This window comes from Nostoc sp. UIC 10630, from assembly GCF_010747425.1.
GTDB lineage: Bacteria > Cyanobacteriota > Cyanobacteriia > Cyanobacteriales > Nostocaceae > Nostoc.
Map to the genome: position 1 here is coordinate 1 of NZ_JAAGOG010000154.1, position 20,331 is coordinate 20,331.

Below are 20,331 nucleotides of genomic sequence, written 5' to 3' on the forward strand. Positions count from 1 at the left end.
AACAATTTTATCGCGGAGGCTCGGCGAATTTTCATTTCTTCATCTGCTGGAGTTAAGAGAGTAGACTTTTTAGATAAAAACTTTTGAAACTCGTACCAAGTTTTCACACTGTCAGCTTCCGATTGGATTTCATGTTGAGGAATTTTAATTGATTGCAATATTGGCAAACTTATTTGACCACGAGAACGGAAACCTGGACTAATTATTACTGCTTTCCCCGATGGTAAAGTGTTAAATTGATTGACATCAAATAATTTTCGGGTACTGTTTTGGTCAGAATTAGAAATGCTTGCACCACCCTTGCCGGATGATGAGCGAGAACGTTGCTTGTATTTAATTTCTTCTTCACCTAAAAACTTACTAAATCGTTCGGCGGCGACATCATCTTGGGGATTAAAGAATGCTTTGGTAGCACAACCACCAAATATTGCATTAGTTGTGTTTTCACCATAAGATTCAATCAGCATTGAGAGATTTTGTAATCCCAGTATCGATACCAAACCATCTTCCCGATTCTGGTTCAGCCAATCAACCAGTGCTGGTAAATAAAGAGTAGGCAACTCGTCAATCCCCAAAACAATTGGACAAGTACGTTTGTTAGCCACATTCCGGCTAACTAATAGATGTAGAATCGAGACTAGCAAAGGGGCAATTACATCACGCTTTTCTTTGTTCATCCCGAATACCACCATCTGCCGCCCCTTCAAATCCAAAGGAATATTGGTTTTTCCACAGAACGCTGCTAATGCCGAGGGAACCATGAAGCGACTAAACAATCCGCTAGCTGTACCCACAATACTAGCTGCTGTTTCTGGGGAACCCGCAACAGATACAAACTGTGCGAAAGCCTCTCTAACCATGAAATTCAGATTTTCTGCTTGCTCAATGCGCTTAACTAACTTTGGCAACCCTAGTATCGCTTGGCACATCATGATATCTGGATACTCTGTGCCCTTTGCCAGCATAAAGACGGCTTGGACTAACTGATCGCCAGCGTTGGTAAAGAAGCTATTTCCAGAATCTTTATCACCGAGTTGGAAATTGCGATTGAGTGTAATCGCAAGCTGCCGTGCCATTTCTGAGTCTTCATTACTGCGAAGAAAGTCGATAGGGTTGGCAACTGCTGATTCTGCAAAGCCTGGGGCAAGCACAGTAACCTGATAACCGCGTTCTATCGCATACCCTGCAAGTATTGGAGCTTGCCCTTTAGATGGAGAATCAGCTGATTCCTGGGAGGCGTATTTGAAATCATATAAAGCCAGAGGTAAACCCTGATCAATTACAGAGCGAATCAGGGGATTAATCATTGAAAATGACTTTCCACTCCCTGGGCCACCACAAACTAGGATGCCTCGCTGTGCCTCTGGAAAATAAAGGGTTGTTGAATCTTCAGGGATGCAAGTTCTACGGACACCATTAATAACCTCGCTCGTTGTATTCTTGGGAGTTCCCACATACAGCGATACTCGGTTATGCAAGCGTTGCTGGATTTGTTTACACGCCAACTGACGAGCCGCTGTTTTCTCTCTTGTCCCGCCCCAGCGCGCTGTCGCTAGCTTGGCAATACCTCCCCTACTATCGATGATTTTGGCGATTACAATCACCGCGCCACAAACGAGTACCCCTAAACCTGCGGGGGATAACAGAGCTGATTCAAGTCCTGCGGGAATAAATTGATTTGGCTTAACCTCTGTCTTAGGAGTCCCTGTCATCGTCCTGTCCCCACGATAACCAAATCATTCTCGCTCACGGGCAACCAGGGAACTGGCCCAATGAAGTAAGGAGTGCAAGTTTTCTGCTGGAATGGCGGTCGCGCACAGATCCTAAAGAATAAGCCAAAGTCGGCAGTCCCCTTCGATTCATTAACTCCAGTTAGCGCTACTTTGAATCCACTACCATAAACCAACCGCCCCGTGGGTTCCTTGCCCCCATTCACGGCGGCTAGAATTCCATAACCACCCTTGACTTGTTGGGATGAACCAGATGCCCAACGCTTACCATACAAGCTACCTTCAGAACCGACAAAATCACCCATTTCTAAGTATGAGCATTCCTTGTCGGGAGGACAGGCGACTGTTAAAGTGCGGTCGCCTCTGACAACGCTACCAGATACAAAGTAATTGTTACCTGCCTTTGCATCGCCTTTTTCAGCCGTCCCAAGTACAACCGACGCGATACCCACAACGTCTATCCCAGAGCTAATAGGCTGAGGCATTTTATCAAAGGGCACTTGACTTAATTTAGGAATTTGATTCACATAAGCTTGCTGCCATGATTCAAACTTTCCTAGCTGAGTTTTGGTCAATCCAGGAATTGAATTAAGAGAATACTTACTTAGATCAATCTTGTCTAGCGTCAAATCTGCGGCTTGAGGATTTGAACTGATAGCCTGAGAAATAGTGCCGCCGCCGCCGCCGTTCTTGGAGAATAGATCGGCTAATGGGGGAACTTCTGATAGGCTCAAATTGCTTAATTCAGGCATTGCTTTAACTAATGTTTTTGGCGTTTGCCATTGCATTAATCCAAAGTCTTTGAGGGTGGGTTTGGTGGTTGTGGCTGTAGTGGGCAAAGCCACCGTGTCAATGGCCTTTAAGCTCAAGTCCGACATCTTAAAAGCATCATCCGCGTCGCCCAACATCACAACAGAGTCTACTTTTTGCCCTGCTGTCCACGAGCGCGAGGGGTCGTAGCCAAAAACTGAAATCAGGTTTTTAGGTATCTTTAAAAATCCTGGCTGTTGAACGGGTGGCAAAGTATCCCATGTGATTTTCGACCAGTCGGGGGCAGCCGTCTTGTACAAGCCTTGTGAATAATTAATTGTTGGGGTTGCCTGGGTAGTTATTGGCAACTGCGCGACTGAGGCCGAAAGTGGGAGCAGAGAAGCCAAAGCAGCCAGTAGAAAAGGCTTAGATTTCATGATCTTTCTTGAAGTAATCGGAACATTGTTTTTGATTGGAGCCGCGTGGATGTACCGCACAAATCAGTTTTTCTTGCTCGTATTGTCGCCCATGAAAATAGGCGCAACTCTCGCATCCACTTTTGTCTTGCTGTAGCTCTACATTTCCTGTTGGTGCTAACAGCTTTTTAGATTTTATGTACTGGTTTATTTGCAATACAGTTAACGTTGCAAAGGGCACGGGTAACAGCCATTTTAAGTAGGTTCTTACAGGACTAAGCTAAGTCTTATCCACAGCCAAAAGAGTAGTCAAAAGCAGCAAATAGCCGATTGGTGGAAACATCCATAACTCACCTTCGAGCCTACACGAATCCAGAAAATCGCCTAATTCTTGGCGAATAGATTTAGAAAAACTGTTCACAATCGCCCCCATTCAAGTAATTGATGAAAAGTGGTTTTATCGACCTGAGAAAGTGAAATCGCCTCATCTATAGTCTTGCCACGCCGTAACAATTTAATTGCATCTTGCACCTTGTTCCAGATGGTAGATCCGGGTTTAACTTGACCTTTGCGCCCAGCTTCTGCTAGCCCAAAAGCGAGAGCATTAGCATCATTTCTCTGAATCGCACCATTTAGTGTAGTCCCAGGATTGGGGCGCATTAAGGCAACAGGTGGTGGCGGCGAGGGCTGCGGGAAGTCTGATGGCGCTGATTGCGGCTTTTGAACTGTTAGGGGAAGTGGCGTTCGCGGACGGGTAATTGGCAGGGGTCGATCCGAGTCCGATTTAACTACCAAGCTCGTGTAAGCTGGGTTGCCAGTAGCAGGGACTATCTTAAATTGATAAAGATTATCATTGGTAAGCACTGTAATTTGAGTGCTTCCATTACTGCTAGAGGTAACAGGAAACTTGATCGGGTCAATCTGGCGAAGAAAGATTACAGTCGCTTTACCTCCTGCACATTCAGAATCGCCGCCTGATGACTGGCATAAACCACCGTTTGAGGTAAATGCGAAGCGACTTGGATCGCCAATCCAAACTTGCTTGATAGTCTCTCCCGTAGGTATCAAATTAATAGTTAAACCGTAGCCCTTCCACACCTTTAATTCGATAGCCTTGGAGTTTGCATCATTCTCATAAACCGTTAGGATGGGCATTGCTACCACGCTTGAAGCAGTAGCTACTAAGAAGGTTGTAACAATAGCGAGTTTATTTAACATTTTTACAGGGAACTCTTAACTCTTAACAGGAAAGATAAAACACGTAGTATCAATATTCAGAGGAAGCGTATTCATCCGTGGGGTGTTAATTGCGAATTGCGAATTGCGAATTGCGAATTGACTAAAGCGATATTGTTTGATTAACGAATATTTGCACTGGCTTACCAACATCGATCACAAATACTTCTTCTCTACCGCTTAACTGTTGAGAACGGGCGACATTTGAACTTTTGATATTATCGAGAACACTATTAAATGCACCCTCTCCAAAAGCGGCGGATAAATCTTTTTGCTCGTTGGTAGTGGAGCTAGTAGAGAAGCCATTAGAGTTGCTGCTGATTTGAGTTGTGGGGCGGTTTTGTACTTCGGCCGCCTTGGCAACTCCCGCAACAATAGCAGAGATGAAATTGTTGCCCAGATTACTGCCTCTGCGAGACTCTGCTTTTAAGAAACCACCATCCTTGGCCATTATCAGAACGGCATTTTCTGGGAGTTGCTTTTCTTGCGTATCGCCGTTTATATTGACCAACACTGAAACACCGCGCAGTTTGGCGAAACCCGAACCATTGGACTCTGCTAGTTGAACAACCAGATAAGCGCCCACTCTTAGTACGTCCCTACCATCTGAGGCTTTTAAGGGTTTTGTTAGTTTCACCAAGTAATTCTGGTTGCCAGCGTCACCAGTGCCCCAAGCAATCGGCGTTTCTAGCCTACCCTCTGCGGTGCTGCCAACAAGTACGCGAAGAGCGTTGTAATTAATGGTAGTGTTCTGGGCGACTTGCTTTGCTTCTCCCGTACCTCCTTCAATTCCAGTAGTCTTGATGGGTTTTTCGCTTTCTGATTCATCGACTGAACTCCTGAAACTGCCAGCGTTTGCAGCGAGAAGCCATTGCTGAGTGGGGTCTTTGGTGGGGGCGTTGCTTGCAGCCGTTGGGAACGCCAAAGGAGATTGTCTGATCGGCTGGGCAATTTTGGGCTGGGACTGGGGTCGAGGCTGAGGTTGCGATACTCTAGCTGTGGGAAAGGTTCTAGGCGCTAGATGACTGGCGACTGGGTAAGAACGTTGTCCACGCTGCACTGGTTGCATCGGAGGGGTAACGGGTGCGATTGGGGCTGGGGCTAAGGTTGGGCTAGGGGTCGGCGTTGGGTTTGGCAAGCGATCACGAATCTTCTTTAGCTCATAATTTTGGCTAGTCAGAGCAAGCGCTGTTTTGTCCTTACCCGTCTCGTCCACCACTTCGGCTTCTGGCGTTTGTTCCTTAGCTTTAGTCGGCTGTGCCTTGTTACTGGAAAAATTCAAGGCGTTCATTGAATTGCCGATCAAGGCTCCGATGATCGTCACAAAGGCAAGCACTATCAGGGCAATAACGCCCATTTTTAAGAGTGGAGATTGCGAGACTGTTCGAGCAGTAACAATTTCTTCTGGGGCGGGGTTCTCGGAGGGTTGAATTGAATCGTCAACCCTTGTTGTTTTAGCGCCGTTCATCGCGGCAAAATCTTGCTCTTCTATCTCAATAGTTGCCTCTGGCAAAGCTGATTGGGTGTTCTTTTTCATAAATCTAAATCTTGGATTTTGTAAATTTCCAGCCCCGCTTTACGAACCCTTGAGGCGGTTTCTTGAACCTGGGATGCAAATCTAGGAATGGCAGCCGTATCAATCGCCCTGACGAATACAGTTTTGTTAAAAGAGATGGGCTTACCAACTAAATTACTGCCTTGAAAAACGACAATCTCTGCAACCATATCTACTTTCCATTGCCCATCCTTAATGCGAGTAGGTTGACTGATTAGGCTGACTTTTAGGATTGATTGCGTAGACCCATTAAAGACATCGGGCGGCGTAAGATTGCTTATCTCTTCAAGGAATGGTGCGCGAAAATCTTCTGACAATGCAAAGCCTGAAGCCCATGCGCTAGTAGTAATCTTGGCTTTTGATGTCGATACACCAGCGTCTAACTTTAATTGTTTGGTGGGGTCTGGATTGTAATCATCGCTTGACTTTGGTAGAGCATTCCAACTTAAAAGTCCGGTCATTGTCTGCCCGACAAAACGTGTAATAGCTTGGGGGGAGCGCTCCTCACTACCTATAGGAAGAACTCTAATAGATTCGCCATCATGTAGCTCCACAAGGGTGGAAGCTTTCGTTTTAGAAATTGTTGCTATCCGAGCAAAATTGACAATTTCTATGAATAATAAGAGCGTTAATAAAATAGCATTGACTATTAAGAAAATTGGGGTAAAATTTAGCTCTTTTCTCTCTAATAATTTCATCTTCGTAACCCCACGGAGAATTTAACCCCACTGGTAAACGCTGAGAATACAGCCATTCCGCCACCAGTGCCTATGGCTACCGCGAGTAATGGCGAAAAGATGGCTTGTAAAAGTTGCAATAATAAAGGATTGCTAGAAGGCTTGGAGACTATTGCGCTGGCAATAATGCCTACTGTTATGGAGTAGGAAATGAGAACCAATGTTAGTCCTAGCCAGCCAGCAAGCCAAGCATAGATAGGTTTGCTTTGGAAGGGCAATAAAGATAGAACTAGGAAGATTGGGGCGGCGAATGCAATCATTAAGAATGACAGTTGGACGATATATTGAAAAGCTGCTGATAGTCCACTGAGAATTACGTAAACAAAACCTTGAATTGCGCTATTGATTAGTTCGCCACTAAGGTCTAACGGGTTCCAACTTCCTCCTCCAGAACCCGCGCCAGTCTTTTCTCTAGCTTTTTGCGCGTCTTTTCGTGCATTTTCCACAGCATCTTTGATGCAAGCTTGTTTCTCGCTCAATTCTTCACCTTCCTGCTTTTTTTCTCTTTTCTTCTCGCAATTAGCTATAGCTAATTGTGTGGCTAAAACAAAGCTTTGATCAGCATTAACATTCCTTATGGCATCTCTCAGGTTTACCCCATTTCTCGTAATATTTAAAATGCTTCTGTTTAGTCCGGTCGATACGTTTTTTAATGCGACTGTTGTATTGGCGAGAAGGAACCCATTATTACTAAGCATTACAATTACTACTAATGGCAAAACCATCTCGGCTATGAAATCATAACCAAATCCTTCTTCTGCATACTTCCTGTACCAGCCGAATGATGCAAAGCCAATCATCACAACAGCAGCGAGGGTGGAAACAGCGACGACAGCCGTATAAATTGGGCTTGTTCCAGATGCTAATTCCAGCCAATCATTCTCAAACGATTTATAAATTAGGTCTGCGCCCGAGATAGCGCCTTCAACTATTTCGCCTGAGTTTGTAGTCCCCGTATTTTCCCCAGCTTGCTGCCCTGTAGTTTGAGCAAAAAGAATAGTTAAGAGCGCTATCATCTCAGTTACCGTAACGTTATGTTGTATTGACCTTTTTGGAATTCAAAATGCAAAATGAGTAAGAAAATTAATTTTGAATTGATTTGACTTGATTATTGATTTTTCCAAAATGAATCGTTAGCGGCGGCAGATTGGATGATTTGACGAGTAGCGGCGCTAGATTCCTGATCCTTTGCCGCCGCTTGCTCATCCATGCGACTAGAAATATCAGCAAGATTGATATTTGTAACAGCCAAGGAACGGGATTGTTTCTGGGATTCTGAGTGAATTGATTTAGCAATTACAGCATTTTGCAAGTTTTGAATAGCGACCTTTTTAAGAATGTCTTGGGTAATGACATCATCCTGCGCGGCATTAGCATTTTCGCTTGATTGGGAGGTAGCATCATTAGTTATTCCTGCCTCCTGTGACTGGACTCTCTGTCCTTCAACGCCAAGTACTGATTCTGACTGACCGAGTGTATATTGCTGATTCCAATCCTTGACAGCGTTTTCAGCTTGAATGCGCGGATCTAATGTCAGTAAATTGCCTTCTTGTTTCTGAATAACTTTCTCAATATTCTTACCAGCTTTCAGGGGATCGGGAATACCTAAATCCCCAATACTAGATTCAATTGCCTGATTTAATTCAGCCTCAAGTTTGCCTAAAGACCTAGTAAATTCTTTCTGATAATTACTAATGTAAGTCTGCAAACTGCTATAAATTTGTTGAAATTGAGTTAAGAAAGATTGGTTCTGATTAGTTTGAGCGGTGGCAGGGAGGCTAGAAAAGGATGTCAAAATCACTACGCCTGAGATCACGATCAATCGGTTGGTATTCAAGATACAAGTCCTCCAGGGCTACTACGAAAGGTTTTTTAGTACAGTCAGATTTTACGGTCGCTTGTTTTTTTGCTAAATCAAAAGAAGCAGCTCGAACTATTAATGTTTTAGGCGACTCTTCTTTATTCAACAAACTGGTAAAGAAAGGATCGTCAAAGGGCAAAGCATTAGGCGGAAGGGTAGAAGCAGGGGAGCGAAGAAGCATAACATAAGCACCTGGGCTGGCGGATTCAGAGTTAATCCCCGGTTGCTCTAATCCACTCAATCGCTTATTCTGATACTTCAATGCTCTTAGACTAGGACTGCGCTTGACGGCATCTTCGCCTAATTCTATATCGACACCGCAATTTATCTTTGAATCACTAATAAATTTTGCGTATTGAGCTTGGTTGTATTGCCAAAACTGAAAGCTTCCTATTGACGCAACACCCGCAAGTATTGCCATCAATAGCTTATTTTGAATGAGTAACGATAGAACCTTCATAACGGCTTCCCTTGCTTAATGCACTCGACATAATATTTAGAAAATTCTGCCACCCATGTGAACTTGTCGCTGTGAATTTTCTTGAACTTATCTCGTGTGGCTTGCTCCTCTCGGCTATTAGCGACCAACGCCAGCAGGGGATATGAGGGATAATAGCGACAGCGCACATACTTGTTGTTGTAGTCGAGCAACCACAACGTATATAGCTGCTGAATATTAGGGACAAAGCTTTCGTTTTTATCGATAATTTCTCTAGGGATGCCCAGCAACTCAGAGAAACTATTAGCCGCGCCTGGGACAATACGCCCAATCAACCGCAATGGCATATTTTGTAATATTTGTTCTCCCGCCTCCGATTTAGCAATAGAAATGATATCTTGTGCAGCCAGAAAAACTCGGCAGCCTTGCTTTCGAGCCGTAGCGCATTTACGACCCGCAAGCCGCGATAATGCGGAAAATCCCAGCAATACGCTAGCCTCATCCATAAAAAATACACTATTGGGGGAAGAGAGAGATTGACGGGATGCGGCGATATATGCTGACATCCCAAATACCTCTGCGTCCTTTCCTGATTGCAGATTAGTGAGGGCAAAGGTAATCAACTGGCTATCGGCTTGAAAAGTTGAAGGCTTGCAGATAGCGCTACCAATACTACTTGCTTGCCAATACTGTAATCGCAAGCGAATATAATTTAACGCTTTTTCTACGTTGTCATCCTGATAGCCTAACGAAATCCACTCAGGAGAAAAGAATTTCTCCATATCTACCAATGTCGGTGTATTCGCCCACTCTGGGGTGTTTATCCCGGCTTTTTGCGCTAATTCAAATCGCTCTTGGATTTCGGCATCTTCATAAAAGGCTTTTGTACCCAACGGAATCACAGACTCAATAGTTTGGGCTAGCAACCCATCAAACTTTTGTGAGCCTAAAACTAATTGAAGCACGATTAAATTAATATCGTTTCGATGGGCTTTTGTTCTTTCCTCCCACTGCGACTCAGGAATCTTTGATAGGTCTAGCGGCTGTACAAGATTATTTGATTCCTTTGAAATATCAAAGTAGAATCCATTAAAGTAGGGTGTGAAGTCTCCAAAAGTTCCTGAACCATCATCATTTGGCAGGTCAATCATTAATACTGACATTCCCAACGCCAAGCATTGATAAATAATAGAGGCAATTATTACCGATTTCCCACTCCCGGTAGTGCCGATTACCATCATGTTTTTCGGCTTTGACAAATCGATATAGACTGACGATTGACCCTCATCAGCTACTAATTCAAAGCCTTGTTTATCACCGTGCGCTGTTTGCACAACTGGCGTTAAACCAATTACTTCACTAGCAAAGAAAGTGGCGCGTCTGTTGAAAGGAAAAGTCAGTTGTGGTCGCTGTCTCAACAGCAAAGTGTCAAGCCAAATTGACCATGTATATTGCATTTCTCTAATCAACTCGGCAGGCTGATTGATATACCCTGAAATCAGCCTGCAAGCGTCGTCGATTTCTTCTGGAGAGTTACGATAAACAAGGATTATGACAGCTACATTTTCCGGGACATCACCCGTGTAAAGCTGCTTCTGAGCATCGACTGACCGCTCCGTATTAATTTGCGCTCCTACGTCAATAGTCTTTTTACTGGCGCTAGCGGAGGCATTTATTGACCGCCTCGTAATCAATTGTTGGGTAAGCCTAATCATTTTTTGATCGGCTGGGCTAATCTCTGTAATTATTTCGACATCATAAATAACCTCGCGTGAGAATACGTCCCATAAAAAGCGTACTTGCTGATAGGTTGAAGCAAATACCTCTGGTTTTTGAGCAAGCGTCATTACGCCGATATACTTCTTTTTGTCAGTACTTTGATGGGGCAAACATACCCAGCGCCTGTCCGCGTAGGGTATACCGTTATTTAAAAGTACTGAGGTTGCGTGTAGCTGGTCGTTGTATTTCTCTGGTTTAGGCGCGGCTTCGTTAAATTCCTCTTTTAATTCGCCAGTGTCATAAACTAAGGCATGAGGCACTTTTGTCGGCTTTGCACCCATTCTAGAAACTAAATCACTCCACAATTGCTTGTCTGATTTTGGCGAGGGGAACAAGCCCATCTCAGATAGTATTTGTTGATGACGCAAAGAGACAATTATCGCTTTTTCAAGAACTTGAATTAAGTTTTGAAGAGTGAGTTCGGTCGCTCCTGTTGGGGTGAATTTGCGCTGTAAAAAGTTTGCCAGCTTAACTATCGCTCTATCTACCGCGTCACCACCTTCGGTTCCTCCTGGGCGGACAGTGAAAGTCGTGTAAATACTGAGCTTGATATCCTTACGCTGATGGTTACGTGTGAGTGACTGCATTCGGGCTACTTGCCCCCAATCAAGAAACTCACTCTCAGGAGATACAGGGCTAGCTAGCCTCTGGCGATAGCTTTCAATCACTTTGTCTTCATCGCAAAACGAAGACCAACGAAAGGTGAATTTCTCACCCTCGGAGAACTCCTTACAACCGTTCTCAAAAGCCTTGGCAATTCCCTCTAGTCTCTCTGATGAATTAAACAGTGGGTGAAAGCCAGTACATTCATATCCGAATACTAATTGCAGGGTGTTGTTAGTGTCGCTTACTTGTTTTTTACTCAACAAGTAAGCTCCAATTTGATAGTTCCCCTTTTTCAATTTTACTAAAGTTGCTAGGTCTAGAAAGTCTTCAAAGGGTACTATTTTTTGATTACGAATGCTACTTTTTACCATAGTTTAGGCATCCCCTTTGAACCCGCCCTTTTTTTGTTTTGGGGCGAAGAATATCTGACATAGCCACGAGTGAAAACTGGAACGCTTGGGAACACTCTTGACCAGAACAAGTAAGGACGCTTCCCAGATAAAACTATCACCGTAGCACTCAACCAAACACCAGCCAGCAGTCCCCAAACTATTCCTGCCCCAAACATAATCGCTATGATGAAGCCCACGCCAAACATAAACAAGGCGACTGCAAACTGAAAGCCAGTAAAAATACCTATTGTTGCATTTTGACCAAGTGACTGATTCACCCGTTTCATGGGCGATTTATTGTACTCGCTCATCACTAACAAGCGGCTGTAACACCGTTAAATAAGATACTTTGAGCAATCCAAAGCACCAGGATTATGAAAAACACGCCTACGGGTTGTTGAACCATCTGCGTTACTTCCTGCCCTTCACCAATGCCGTTGGCAACCTTGAGTCCAGAAGCCACAAAGTATACAAACAAAAGCACTGTGATGGTTGCATTTATAACTGCCGGAAGTGCTTTAATGGCCGTAGTTGCCGCTGCCGCACCACCCCCACCAATACCTCCAGCGCCGCCGAACATACAAGTCATTGCTGTCTGAGCCGAATCGAATAAGCCCCACCCATAAGAGGGCATCGACTGCATGACAATGATTGTCGCCGTACCGGCAGCGTTTATGTGATGCTGATACTTGCGCCCAATCGCCGCAAGCGCCTTAGCAAGAACTTGAGATTGTGTTCTTCCTACAGAATTATTAGATGCCAAGTGAATTTCTCCTTATAAACATAAAAATTACTTTTTCGAGCCTCTTTGAAGAAATTCATTCTCTATGTCAGCTAAAGTATGCTCTCTAGCTAGTGAGCGAATTTCTTGAAGGGGAGCAATATGATACTTGTATAGCTTGCTCATGCCATTCAGACCACCTGTTTTTTTGTTGGTGAATTTCTTGAACTCTGGCAAGTATTTCCGAGCGATATTCAAATATGCTTGTAGTTGTCTTGCAGAAACCTTTGGCTTTAACATCGCCGCAACTTCTGGTCTTGTTAGTTCTTCATTTTGCCAAGTATTCCCCCCTATCCCCATGATTCTGAGAACTTCTTGCAACTTCTGACTATACATAAAATACCCCGCCTTTTTCGTGGCGGGGGAGTGTCATTTTAAAAAATATTAGCGGTCATAAAAAACTGGTTAAAGATAAGAATTGAGCGCTTTTCCTTCCCGTTCCCACTTTTCATCTAAAAGACGACAAGCTACGCGAACAACATTCTGAGGATTCCGTTTATGTTCTCCTGGCATATTCCAGTTTCGGGTAGTGTATTCACTTTCGTACCCCAAAACCAGGGCAAGCTCCCGATAACTTAATTTCCACTTCTTCTTAAACTCTATTGGGTGCATAGTATTTATTTGATACTTGCATAAGGAACTTATTTAATATTTATAACATAATTAATTAGTCAAATCTTTATAATTTTGTGTCAAAGGATAAATAATCTTCTTATATTTATTTATCTTAATATCTTGATAAAAGATATTAGCTATCATCGGATTTATCTAATTTATCTATAATAGAGATATTCTCTTTTAATCAATCATTTTTATGTCCAACACAGATGCTAATTTTCAGCAACTATTTCAATCCAAAAGTCAAGTTAATAAAGATAACGAAAATCCCACGTTATCAGTCAATCGCCTAACTCCCACTGATGACCAAATCAAAGACTGGCTACAGTCACCACAAATCAAACAGTGGCTTACAAAACTACTAATGGGCATACCGAATAATCTCAAGATAGAAGCGATAAATACCATCATCAAAAATGTTATACAAAATCCAGACAAAGACTCTCGAGTACAATTCGGTAGTTCAACTATTGGAGTTGATGTTTTACGGTGGCAGCTTTGGGCATCCTATAAATTACCTTACGCCACTGGAATCAAAACTCCTGATTGCCCCTACACTTTGAAGGAACATTTGGGTACTCCCGACTAACTTCCCAGATCACATAATCCCCGATCTATTCTTACCAAAACTACCATGCTTAACTGCGAACTGAGAATTGCTTCCACTATCTCACAAACAGCAATGACAAATAAATAGATAGAAGTACGATTTTAATCCGTACTTCTGTCTCTTGATTTTTAATCAATCATTGTTATATTTTTGAGGGTTGAGTAGAGAGCAATGCTCCCGCGATATCTACGATTTGCTCTGCTAACGTTCTTAATAGGGGTGGGTACACCATCGCTTGAGTGCCATTAACTTAGCAGATGACTAAACCTTGTATTGAAGCTAAATTTGATGACGTTAACAGAAACATTTCTTCACATCCATTTTCAGCTCTAGCCCATGAACAGCTTTCATCGCCCAAGGAGATTCTTTAGAGTTCGTTCGTAAGCCAATTGGATTTTCGATTTGGGACAATGAGTTAGCTTTAGAGCTACCCTTATAGAAGAACAGAATCTCTCAATTACTCTTTGACTCATGACGAGGCTCCTTCAAGTCGAAAAATTTCCGATTCTGATGTTGCCGGAAATCGAGGCGTATTTAGAAAGTGGACTATTTCGTGGAATCGGCAAGAAAACTGCTCAAACTTTGGTCAACTGTTTTGGAAGCGAGACTTTATCGATATTAGATAACAACCCCGAAAAACTTTACACTGTTCCCGGACTAACTCAATATCGGATTGATGGTATTACCAAAGCTTGGTCAGAGAGTAAAAAGAATCCGAACTTGGGAGTGATTACCCAACTTTTGGCTGTGGGAACTTCATTGAAGTTAGCTTTGAAAATTTGTGACTATTACGGACACAAAACTGCAAATGTACTTCAGAACAACCCTTACAGATTAATTGATGACATTGACGGCATCGGTTTTAAGACTGCTGATGAGTTAGCCATATCTCTTGGTATCCCGCTATACAGTGATACTCGTTATATCTCAGCTTTAATCCATGTTTTAAAATCCGGCTTGCGTGAAGGGAATTGTTTTTTACCGTTTGAGCAATTAGTAAGTATTGCCACTGACCTGCTTTCTTCACCACAGCATACGCCCGATGTTCAATTTTTAAATACAATCATTCAACAGTTACTCTCCAAGGGGACTTTAGTTTCGGGTGATGTTGGTAATAGTGTTTATCTCAAAGCTGCTTATCGGGCTGAACTTTCTGTGACTTTGAAGATTCTTGCTCTCCTTGACCAACCAACTCACCCCACTGAACATTTAGAACACTGGTTAGCCCAATTCCAAACTACTGACTATCGCCAACTTTCACGTTTAAGTGATGAACAAATTAGTGCCTTGATGATGGCAGCCAAACATCCAATTAGCATTATCACTGGTGGCCCTGGTCGAGGGAAAACTTATGTACTGAAAACCTTGGTTGAATGGTTCATGCATACTGATAAAGCGATTGCACTTGCCGCTCCAACAGGGAAAGCTGCTAACCGCATGAAAGATGCTACAGGCATTGGAGCAACTACTATTCACCGTTTATTGCAATGGCAGGGAAACAATGCGGTTTTTCTTCATAACGAGGATAATCCTCTAAATCTTGATTGTCTAATCGTTGATGAATTTTCAATGGTTGATATATTTCTGTTCAATTCGCTACTCAAAGCCTTGGACAAAAAAACCAGAATTGTACTAGTAGGGGACTTTGATCAATTGCCCAGTATTGGCGCAGGAATGGTCTTGCGAGATTTAATTGTTTCTGAACTCGTGCCAACAACTTTCTTACAGACGATTTATCGTCAACGGCACGAAAGCCCGATTATTTATGCCGCTAATGATGTCAATTCTGGCATAGTCCCCACACTGCACAATTTTAATCAAGTTTCTGATTGGATGGATGTCGGTGACTGTGCAATGATTCAAAAAGATTCGCCCCAAGCGACCTCCCAAGCCATCGTTGAGTTGGTTAAAGCTATTGGCCAGTCAGGTGTTGATTTAAATCAACAATTAATAATCTTAGCGCCCCAAAAACAAGGAGACTGTGGAGTTCACAATCTCAATCTGCTTCTTGCCCCCATCTTTAATCCCAAACAAGAAAATCAACCACAAGTTGTCTCTGGGTCAGTTATCTACCGAGTCGGCGATCGCGTAATCCAGCTGAAAAACCGTTATGAAACCGTCCCGCCTGTAATGAATGGCGAGATCGGTCAGGTTATTGCTGTGGAACCGGAAAAATTTTTGGTTACGATCTCTTGGGAGGGCGGCGCAGTTGTTAATTATTATCCTGGAGACTTCGAGCAAATTATGCACTCGTTTTGTATAACTTGTCACAAGAGTCAAGGTAGCCAATTTCCTTATGTGATTTTCCCATTGGTCAGGGCTAATTGCCGGATGTTAACCCGTCAGCTGCTCTACACGACTATGACTCGCGCAATGGGTACATTCATCGCAGTTGGACAGCATGAAGCATTGAAAACTGCTGTCGCTACTGATAAACCCGCCCAGCGTTTTACTGGACTAACTAATCTCCTCATTTCACCTGTTGAGCAACTTAGTGAAATCTGGCAGAGTTTGAGCAACACCAGAAAAACTGCTTGTACGACTACATCTTCCCCTACTGTTACTGTCGCTTCTAGGCTACAACAACGCCAACTAACTGCAACACCTGGACAGATGACTACTATTGGTAGTCTCGCACTACAAATGTATGAATCCAAATATGGTTATCGTCCGTCAAAACAGCCCGAACTTGTCGGGAAGTTTCGCTTTAATACTTATCACTATGAAACTACCGCAATTGAGTTGATTGATTCAGCAATTGACGCAGTTCTGCTCCAATAATAAAACCCATGCCCAAAATGAGAACAACGGTCGCATCCAACCAGACTACTCTTGAAGTACACTTTTAAAATCTATGGCTATTCCAGCAGCACAGTTAAAGATCGGGCAATCGGTGAAGTATCTGATCGGTACTCGAAGCGGCATGAGTGCGGCAATAACCGATATCAGCAAATCATCTCTTAGTCTCAAAAATACTTGTATTGTTACTTTGACCTTTGATGATGATTCACTACCAAATCACTTAAAAACACAACAACTAACTGTTTATGACGAATTGCTTGAAGGTTGTGAAATAATCACATTTTAAAAAATTCAAATTGGCAACAGCAGAGCGCACATTCGCCGTGATAAGTTGAAATTAATCAAAATACTAACTTGCTGGCTGATATAATCCCGTATTTTGGTTAAATTCCCATCCCAACCCTGCTCTATCCTTGTTCTTACACCATGCTACAAAAAGCGGTGGGGGAAGATTAATTCGCTCCTTGCGTACAGTTTCCTCACTTACACCAAGTCTTGAAGCCAAACCTTCTTCAGTTAACGGTTGCATTCGCGGACTTTGCCCAGAATAGGATGAATTATTGTAGTGCGATTTCTGTCCCCGCTTTTGTTGGTTGTTGAGATAGTCTTGAATTTTAATGATCGCCTCAGCCAACTGTGTCATTCGGGCATACATCTTCTCCACTTTTTGTTCTAAATTGGCGAGATTATCAATTGCTGTAGTTTGATTGCTATTAGATTCATTTGAAAACTCTGAATCGAGCTTATCAAGTCTTTCGCAAATAGCTCTTATCATTTCATTAGTCGGACTACTGTGATTTTTATTACTTTCCACTAAGTACTTCTCTACACTTGCCTTAATCTTTGAGTCTAGGCGTTCGTCTAAATCGTTACCACCTGTTGTATCAACCTTATCTTGGGAATCGCCTAAGTAGAGATCGATAAATTCTAGCAGCGTGGCTGTTGCTGTTGTGCCTTTCGAGTTGCAACAGGCGATAAACTGCTCCCACTTCCTTTGGTCACAGTTGAAAGATGCCAGCTTTTTTTTCCGCCCTGTATTGCTCATGTTCACGTATCATCTAGGTAAACTGGGACTCTCCACGCTTATTAAATCGTGTAATTCATCATGATGAATTACCTTGATGCTATCATCGCTAAATGTGTCAGCGCATTCTTCAAGCGATGGTTTTTGTAAAGAGATGCTACTGCCAACGGCTACCATTGGCGATCAAAAATTATCTCAGGCTTAAACACTTGCAGGATTGCTTTATCTAATTTTTGCTCATCGAAACAGTGCTAAGTACCTAGTTAGATTCCTAAGTAAGAAAGCAATAATTGCATCCAGTACAGTCAGTCTGTACCCCTACGGGGATCTTGCTACGCATAGCGTCTCTAAAAGTTGCCCCTGCTTTTAAGCCCTGGTGTCCATTAAAGAATTAATTGTCAGTTTTAAATAATTAGTGTCCAAACGCATCGGAGAAAAGTTTGAGTTTTTGGCACGCAAGTTTTACCCGTTTCTTGAAGAATTTTTTATAGAGCAATCAAACCACTCTCAAAAAATAAACTAAAAATGACTCTATAGTTTCATGGCGTGATAGCGATTAAAAAGCGGGCTATTCTGATAAGCTTGATTTGGCATGAAAACAACAGATGCAGGAAAGAATTTTGTACAAGTTTCTTAAAATAAGCTCCTTTGCCCGTTTTCTTTGACCCCAACCTACACCTGTAATATTTGTGTAATTAACTGTTAGGAGTATGCTCTTTAACCTGTTGCATTACTTCTTAACTATAAAGTCATTTTTAGTTTATTTTTTTCATCGATTTTTAGGTTTTTCTTTTAAAGGTGTATTTTTAGGGGGAACCACAAAAAAAAATACCAGCCGTGTTCTTAATTGCTTGTTGTGTGGCGTGGATCTCGATCATACTTTCGTATCTTTATGAGCGGGTAAGTGCCTTACCACCCAAATCGGGAAAATTGGCTTGCATGAAGATGAAGCGATCGCATTAAAACTGAGCTTACCGAACACCAACAACTTTACTTTGGTAAATAAAGCCCGGTGCTATCATTGGGACGAGCATGAGTGTAACGGCTAGTTTGGTTCAGCGATGAATGTCCCAAGGTTGCTTGCAGCAGTTGCACAGGTGCGCCCCGGTCTAAACTATGTGTTGCATGAGAGTGCCTCAGCCAGTGTGGCGACACATTCCCAGAAATCCCTGCCCTTTTTCCAGATTCTGCAACAATCTTACGGATTCGCCGCTCACCTACAGCACCACCCTGGCGGCTACCAAACACTGGTGCGTCGGGACTATTATTGGTTCTTTGTCTCAGCAATTCCTGATAAATGCTTTTGGGGATTACCACGGTTCTGGTTTTCTGCCCCTTGCCGTAGAGTGTAACTTGTCCGTTGCCATCGCGCCCTGGTTGTACCGAGCGCCAGGTTAAAACAGCAATCTCACTCACCCTAGCACCAGTATAATAAAGCAGTTGGATTACTAGCCGATCGCGACCCTTTGGGGTCAGGGCAATCATTGTCATCACCTCTAACTCAGAAAGAAGGCGTTCGGCTAATTTATCCTTGGGTTCGGGTAACGGCACTTCGGCGGCGACATTAAATTTTGTCCATTCTACTTTCAGAGCGAACCGCAGCAGACTTTTGATCGCTGCAAGTTTTCTGGCACGGGTGGACACCTCATATTCCTTGGTTTCCAGATAATCAGCGAACGCTAGAACGTCGTTCATTGTTACTGTTCGCAAGTCTAAATCATTCAACTGTACAAGTTTTGGGCTTATACCTAGCACAAAGGCAATGAAATAACGGATATCTGTCTCATAGCAACGCCGGGTTTCCGGCGAGCGCTTGCTACTCTTCCACAGCTCCACTATTTGGGCAGTGTTGGTAACATCTGCCATCCTCTGCACCGAGTTTTCTGCCCCTGGTGTTAGCATCGAGAGTTCTGAGGTTCCTACATAAAATCCAATCAGCCTCTTACACAAAAAAAGATTGTTCCGAATGGTGTGTCCCTTTTTTAATTATCGATTCCAGGGGAGCAACATTTACTAAAATTTCCTAAACGTGAATTCACGCCTAAATTCTTGAGTTAACCGTAGCAACGTGTTAATACGTCTACCTATGTAAAGAAAATAACTCCCCTCCCCTATACAAAAACTGCCTCAATATGACCCAAAGCGACCGTTCCTAGATAGATCCGATAACATTAGTTTTCGGATCTTCAGCCGTGAAAGCATACATTTACCGTTGGTCAGAGGATACCTCTATTGCCGCCCTCCCAGTCTATAAGGGAGGGATTTTCTGTTGATTTTTGCCCCAGACTTGTGTATATATTTCTTTATTACCAGCACGGACACGGCATGAAGTTTAGTACTGCTGACCTCGTGGCAATATTTTTCTGCTTGCGCTTTCTTCAGAAATTAGTTCATGAAATTATCCCTCCATTGGCAACACCTCTTCAGAGAGCAAGGCATAAAATTCCGGGACTTGATCCTCGACAAGTCGCAGTTCACTTGCGGCGATCGCCTCAAGTTCCAGTACTGTCTCCCAGCGCAAATCCTCAACCCATCGCTTGAGAATGCCTTTAATTGCGTCCACTCCACGAGAAATACCAGAGCGTAGCATTTCCACACAATGGAGTAGCGTAATGCGATCTGTCGGAGGCGACTCAAATTCGGTAGTATCCTCCCCTTGGCAATGGGAGTTCCCTATAGCATCAAGGGGGGGGATGGATACGCCCTGCTGAATGGGGCTTACACTATACGCAGCAGGGGTTTGAGCAGCATAAGAGGTTCGATTTTCTTTTTGATTACGCTTTTCCACGCGATGAGCAATCACATGCATTGCAAATTCTAATTCCTCTTTAGATAAAGAGAAAAGTTTCACCTGTTGACCCCGTTTACCAAGTTTACGGAAAGTCAGCTTTAGCCCCAGCTGCTCTAGTAAAGTCGCCAGCAACCAAATAGGTTTACAGTCTAGGGGAATAGTAAACCCAAGAATTGCTTTGACGTGAGCAGCACAATGTATAGC

19 protein-coding genes and 1 pseudogene are annotated in these 20,331 nt (G+C 43.2%); 3 read left to right on the forward strand and 17 right to left on the reverse strand.

The annotated features are described in order from the left end of the window. The 14 genes from G1O98_RS27545 to G1O98_RS27610 form a co-directional block, all read right to left on the reverse strand. A partial coding sequence (locus G1O98_RS27545; RefSeq protein ID WP_163934727.1) for a TraM recognition domain-containing protein occupies positions 1–1,712 on the reverse strand: 1,712 nt, incomplete at its 3' end. Further along, positions 1,709–2,917 carry a hypothetical protein gene (locus G1O98_RS27550; protein WP_163934730.1) on the reverse strand — a complete coding sequence of 403 codons (1,209 nt, stop codon included), beginning with the start codon at positions 2,915–2,917 and terminating at the stop codon, positions 1,709–1,711. The genes G1O98_RS27545 and G1O98_RS27550, both read right to left, overlap by 4 nt. 259 nt (positions 2,918–3,176) lie before the next feature. After that, a complete protein-coding gene (locus G1O98_RS27555; protein WP_163934733.1) occupies positions 3,177–3,317 on the reverse strand; it encodes a hypothetical protein in 141 nt (46 codons plus the stop codon). Then, positions 3,314–4,114 carry a TrbG/VirB9 family P-type conjugative transfer protein gene (locus G1O98_RS27560; protein WP_163934736.1) on the reverse strand — a complete coding sequence of 267 codons (801 nt, stop codon included), beginning with the start codon at positions 4,112–4,114 and terminating at the stop codon, positions 3,314–3,316. The genes G1O98_RS27555 and G1O98_RS27560 overlap by 4 nt, the downstream gene beginning before the upstream one ends. Before the next feature lie 121 nt (positions 4,115–4,235). Beyond that, on the reverse strand, positions 4,236–5,669 hold the full coding sequence (locus tag G1O98_RS27565; RefSeq protein WP_175586890.1) for a hypothetical protein: 1,434 nt from the start codon (positions 5,667–5,669) through the stop codon (positions 4,236–4,238). Then, entirely contained in the window at positions 5,666–6,385 is a 720-nt protein-coding gene (locus G1O98_RS27570) for a hypothetical protein (protein ID WP_163934739.1), read from the reverse strand. The genes G1O98_RS27565 and G1O98_RS27570 overlap by 4 nt, the downstream gene beginning before the upstream one ends. Next, on the reverse strand, positions 6,382–7,440 hold the full coding sequence (locus G1O98_RS27575) for a hypothetical protein (RefSeq protein WP_163934743.1): 1,059 nt from the start codon (positions 7,438–7,440) through the stop codon (positions 6,382–6,384). Before G1O98_RS27575 ends, G1O98_RS27570 begins: the two co-directional genes overlap by 4 nt. Before the next feature lie 92 nt (positions 7,441–7,532). Further along, positions 7,533–8,225, reverse strand: coding sequence for a hypothetical protein (locus tag G1O98_RS27580; protein ID WP_163934766.1), 693 nt, complete (start codon positions 8,223–8,225; stop codon positions 7,533–7,535). Further along, entirely contained in the window at positions 8,203–8,745 is a 543-nt protein-coding gene (locus G1O98_RS27585) for a hypothetical protein (protein WP_163934746.1), read from the reverse strand. The genes G1O98_RS27580 and G1O98_RS27585 overlap by 23 nt, the downstream gene beginning before the upstream one ends. Further along, positions 8,742–11,480 (reverse strand): DUF87 domain-containing protein, encoded by a 2,739-nt coding sequence (locus G1O98_RS27590; RefSeq protein WP_163934749.1) that lies wholly within the window; start codon positions 11,478–11,480, stop codon positions 8,742–8,744. Before G1O98_RS27590 ends, G1O98_RS27585 begins: the two co-directional genes overlap by 4 nt. After that, positions 11,474–11,812 carry a hypothetical protein gene (locus G1O98_RS27595; RefSeq protein WP_163934752.1) on the reverse strand — a complete coding sequence of 113 codons (339 nt, stop codon included), beginning with the start codon at positions 11,810–11,812 and terminating at the stop codon, positions 11,474–11,476. The genes G1O98_RS27590 and G1O98_RS27595 overlap by 7 nt, the downstream gene beginning before the upstream one ends. A gap of 2 nt (positions 11,813–11,814) precedes the next feature. Next, the gene (locus G1O98_RS27600; protein ID WP_243458553.1) at positions 11,815–12,144 is read right to left on the reverse strand and encodes a hypothetical protein; all 330 of its coding nucleotides are present in this window, start codon (positions 12,142–12,144) and stop codon (positions 11,815–11,817) included. Positions 12,145–12,291: 147 nt separating this feature from the next. Continuing rightward, entirely contained in the window at positions 12,292–12,618 is a 327-nt protein-coding gene (locus G1O98_RS27605; protein ID WP_069074334.1) for a hypothetical protein, read from the reverse strand. A gap of 69 nt (positions 12,619–12,687) precedes the next feature. Next, on the reverse strand, positions 12,688–12,894 hold the full coding sequence (locus G1O98_RS27610; protein ID WP_012412959.1) for a hypothetical protein: 207 nt from the start codon (positions 12,892–12,894) through the stop codon (positions 12,688–12,690). A gap of 202 nt (positions 12,895–13,096) precedes the next feature. Here G1O98_RS27610 and G1O98_RS27615 point away from each other — a divergent pair, with 202 nt between their 5' ends. From G1O98_RS27615 to G1O98_RS27625, 3 genes are all read left to right on the forward strand, one after another. Next, a complete protein-coding gene (locus G1O98_RS27615; RefSeq protein WP_163934755.1) occupies positions 13,097–13,489 on the forward strand; it encodes a hypothetical protein in 393 nt (130 codons plus the stop codon). 492 nt (positions 13,490–13,981) lie between these two features. Continuing rightward, positions 13,982–16,291, forward strand: a complete 2,310-nt coding sequence (locus G1O98_RS27620) for an ATP-dependent RecD-like DNA helicase (protein WP_163934758.1) — start codon at positions 13,982–13,984, stop codon at positions 16,289–16,291. A gap of 73 nt (positions 16,292–16,364) precedes the next feature. Beyond that, the gene (locus G1O98_RS27625; protein ID WP_175586892.1) at positions 16,365–16,598 is read left to right on the forward strand and encodes a hypothetical protein; all 234 of its coding nucleotides are present in this window, start codon (positions 16,365–16,367) and stop codon (positions 16,596–16,598) included. A gap of 63 nt (positions 16,599–16,661) precedes the next feature. On the opposite strand, the gene G1O98_RS27630 is transcribed toward G1O98_RS27625, so the two are convergent. The 3 genes and pseudogenes from G1O98_RS27630 to G1O98_RS27640 form a co-directional block, all read right to left on the reverse strand. Beyond that, positions 16,662–17,357, reverse strand: coding sequence for a hypothetical protein (locus G1O98_RS27630; protein ID WP_163934760.1), 696 nt, complete (start codon positions 17,355–17,357; stop codon positions 16,662–16,664). 969 nt (positions 17,358–18,326) lie between these two features. Beyond that, positions 18,327–19,238: a tyrosine-type recombinase/integrase gene (locus G1O98_RS27635; protein ID WP_163934763.1), complete on the reverse strand. Its 912-nt coding sequence runs from the start codon at positions 19,236–19,238 to the stop codon at positions 18,327–18,329. Positions 19,239–19,734: 496 nt separating this feature from the next. Beyond that, a pseudogene (locus G1O98_RS27640) lies at positions 19,735–20,331 on the reverse strand (bifunctional DNA primase/helicase); the annotation flags it as partial.

Coding starts and splice junctions, on each gene's coding strand:
- G1O98_RS27550 (WP_163934730.1), bottom strand. CDS start 2,917: ATGAAATCTAAGCCTTTTCTACTGGCTGCTTTGGCTTCTCTGCTCCCA.
- G1O98_RS27560 (WP_163934736.1), bottom strand. CDS start 4,114: ATGTTAAATAAACTCGCTATTGTTACAACCTTCTTAGTAGCTACTGCT.
- G1O98_RS27565 (WP_175586890.1), bottom strand. CDS start 5,669: ATGAAAAAGAACACCCAATCAGCTTTGCCAGAGGCAACTATTGAGATA.
- G1O98_RS27570 (WP_163934739.1), bottom strand. CDS start 6,385: ATGAAATTATTAGAGAGAAAAGAGCTAAATTTTACCCCAATTTTCTTA.
- G1O98_RS27575 (WP_163934743.1), bottom strand. CDS start 7,440: ATGATAGCGCTCTTAACTATTCTTTTTGCTCAAACTACAGGGCAGCAA.
- G1O98_RS27585 (WP_163934746.1), bottom strand. CDS start 8,745: ATGAAGGTTCTATCGTTACTCATTCAAAATAAGCTATTGATGGCAATA.
- G1O98_RS27590 (WP_163934749.1), bottom strand. CDS start 11,480: ATGGTAAAAAGTAGCATTCGTAATCAAAAAATAGTACCCTTTGAAGAC.
- G1O98_RS27595 (WP_163934752.1), bottom strand. CDS start 11,812: ATGAGCGAGTACAATAAATCGCCCATGAAACGGGTGAATCAGTCACTT.
- G1O98_RS27600 (WP_243458553.1), bottom strand. CDS start 12,144: ATGCAGTCGATGCCCTCTTATGGGTGGGGCTTATTCGATTCGGCTCAG.
- G1O98_RS27605 (WP_069074334.1), bottom strand. CDS start 12,618: ATGTATAGTCAGAAGTTGCAAGAAGTTCTCAGAATCATGGGGATAGGG.
- G1O98_RS27610 (WP_012412959.1), bottom strand. CDS start 12,894: ATGCACCCAATAGAGTTTAAGAAGAAGTGGAAATTAAGTTATCGGGAG.
- G1O98_RS27615 (WP_163934755.1), top strand. CDS start 13,097: ATGTCCAACACAGATGCTAATTTTCAGCAACTATTTCAATCCAAAAGT.
- G1O98_RS27620 (WP_163934758.1), top strand. CDS start 13,982: ATGACGAGGCTCCTTCAAGTCGAAAAATTTCCGATTCTGATGTTGCCG.
- G1O98_RS27625 (WP_175586892.1), top strand. CDS start 16,365: ATGGCTATTCCAGCAGCACAGTTAAAGATCGGGCAATCGGTGAAGTAT.
- G1O98_RS27630 (WP_163934760.1), bottom strand. CDS start 17,357: ATGAGCAATACAGGGCGGAAAAAAAAGCTGGCATCTTTCAACTGTGAC.
- G1O98_RS27635 (WP_163934763.1), bottom strand. CDS start 19,238: ATGCTAACACCAGGGGCAGAAAACTCGGTGCAGAGGATGGCAGATGTT.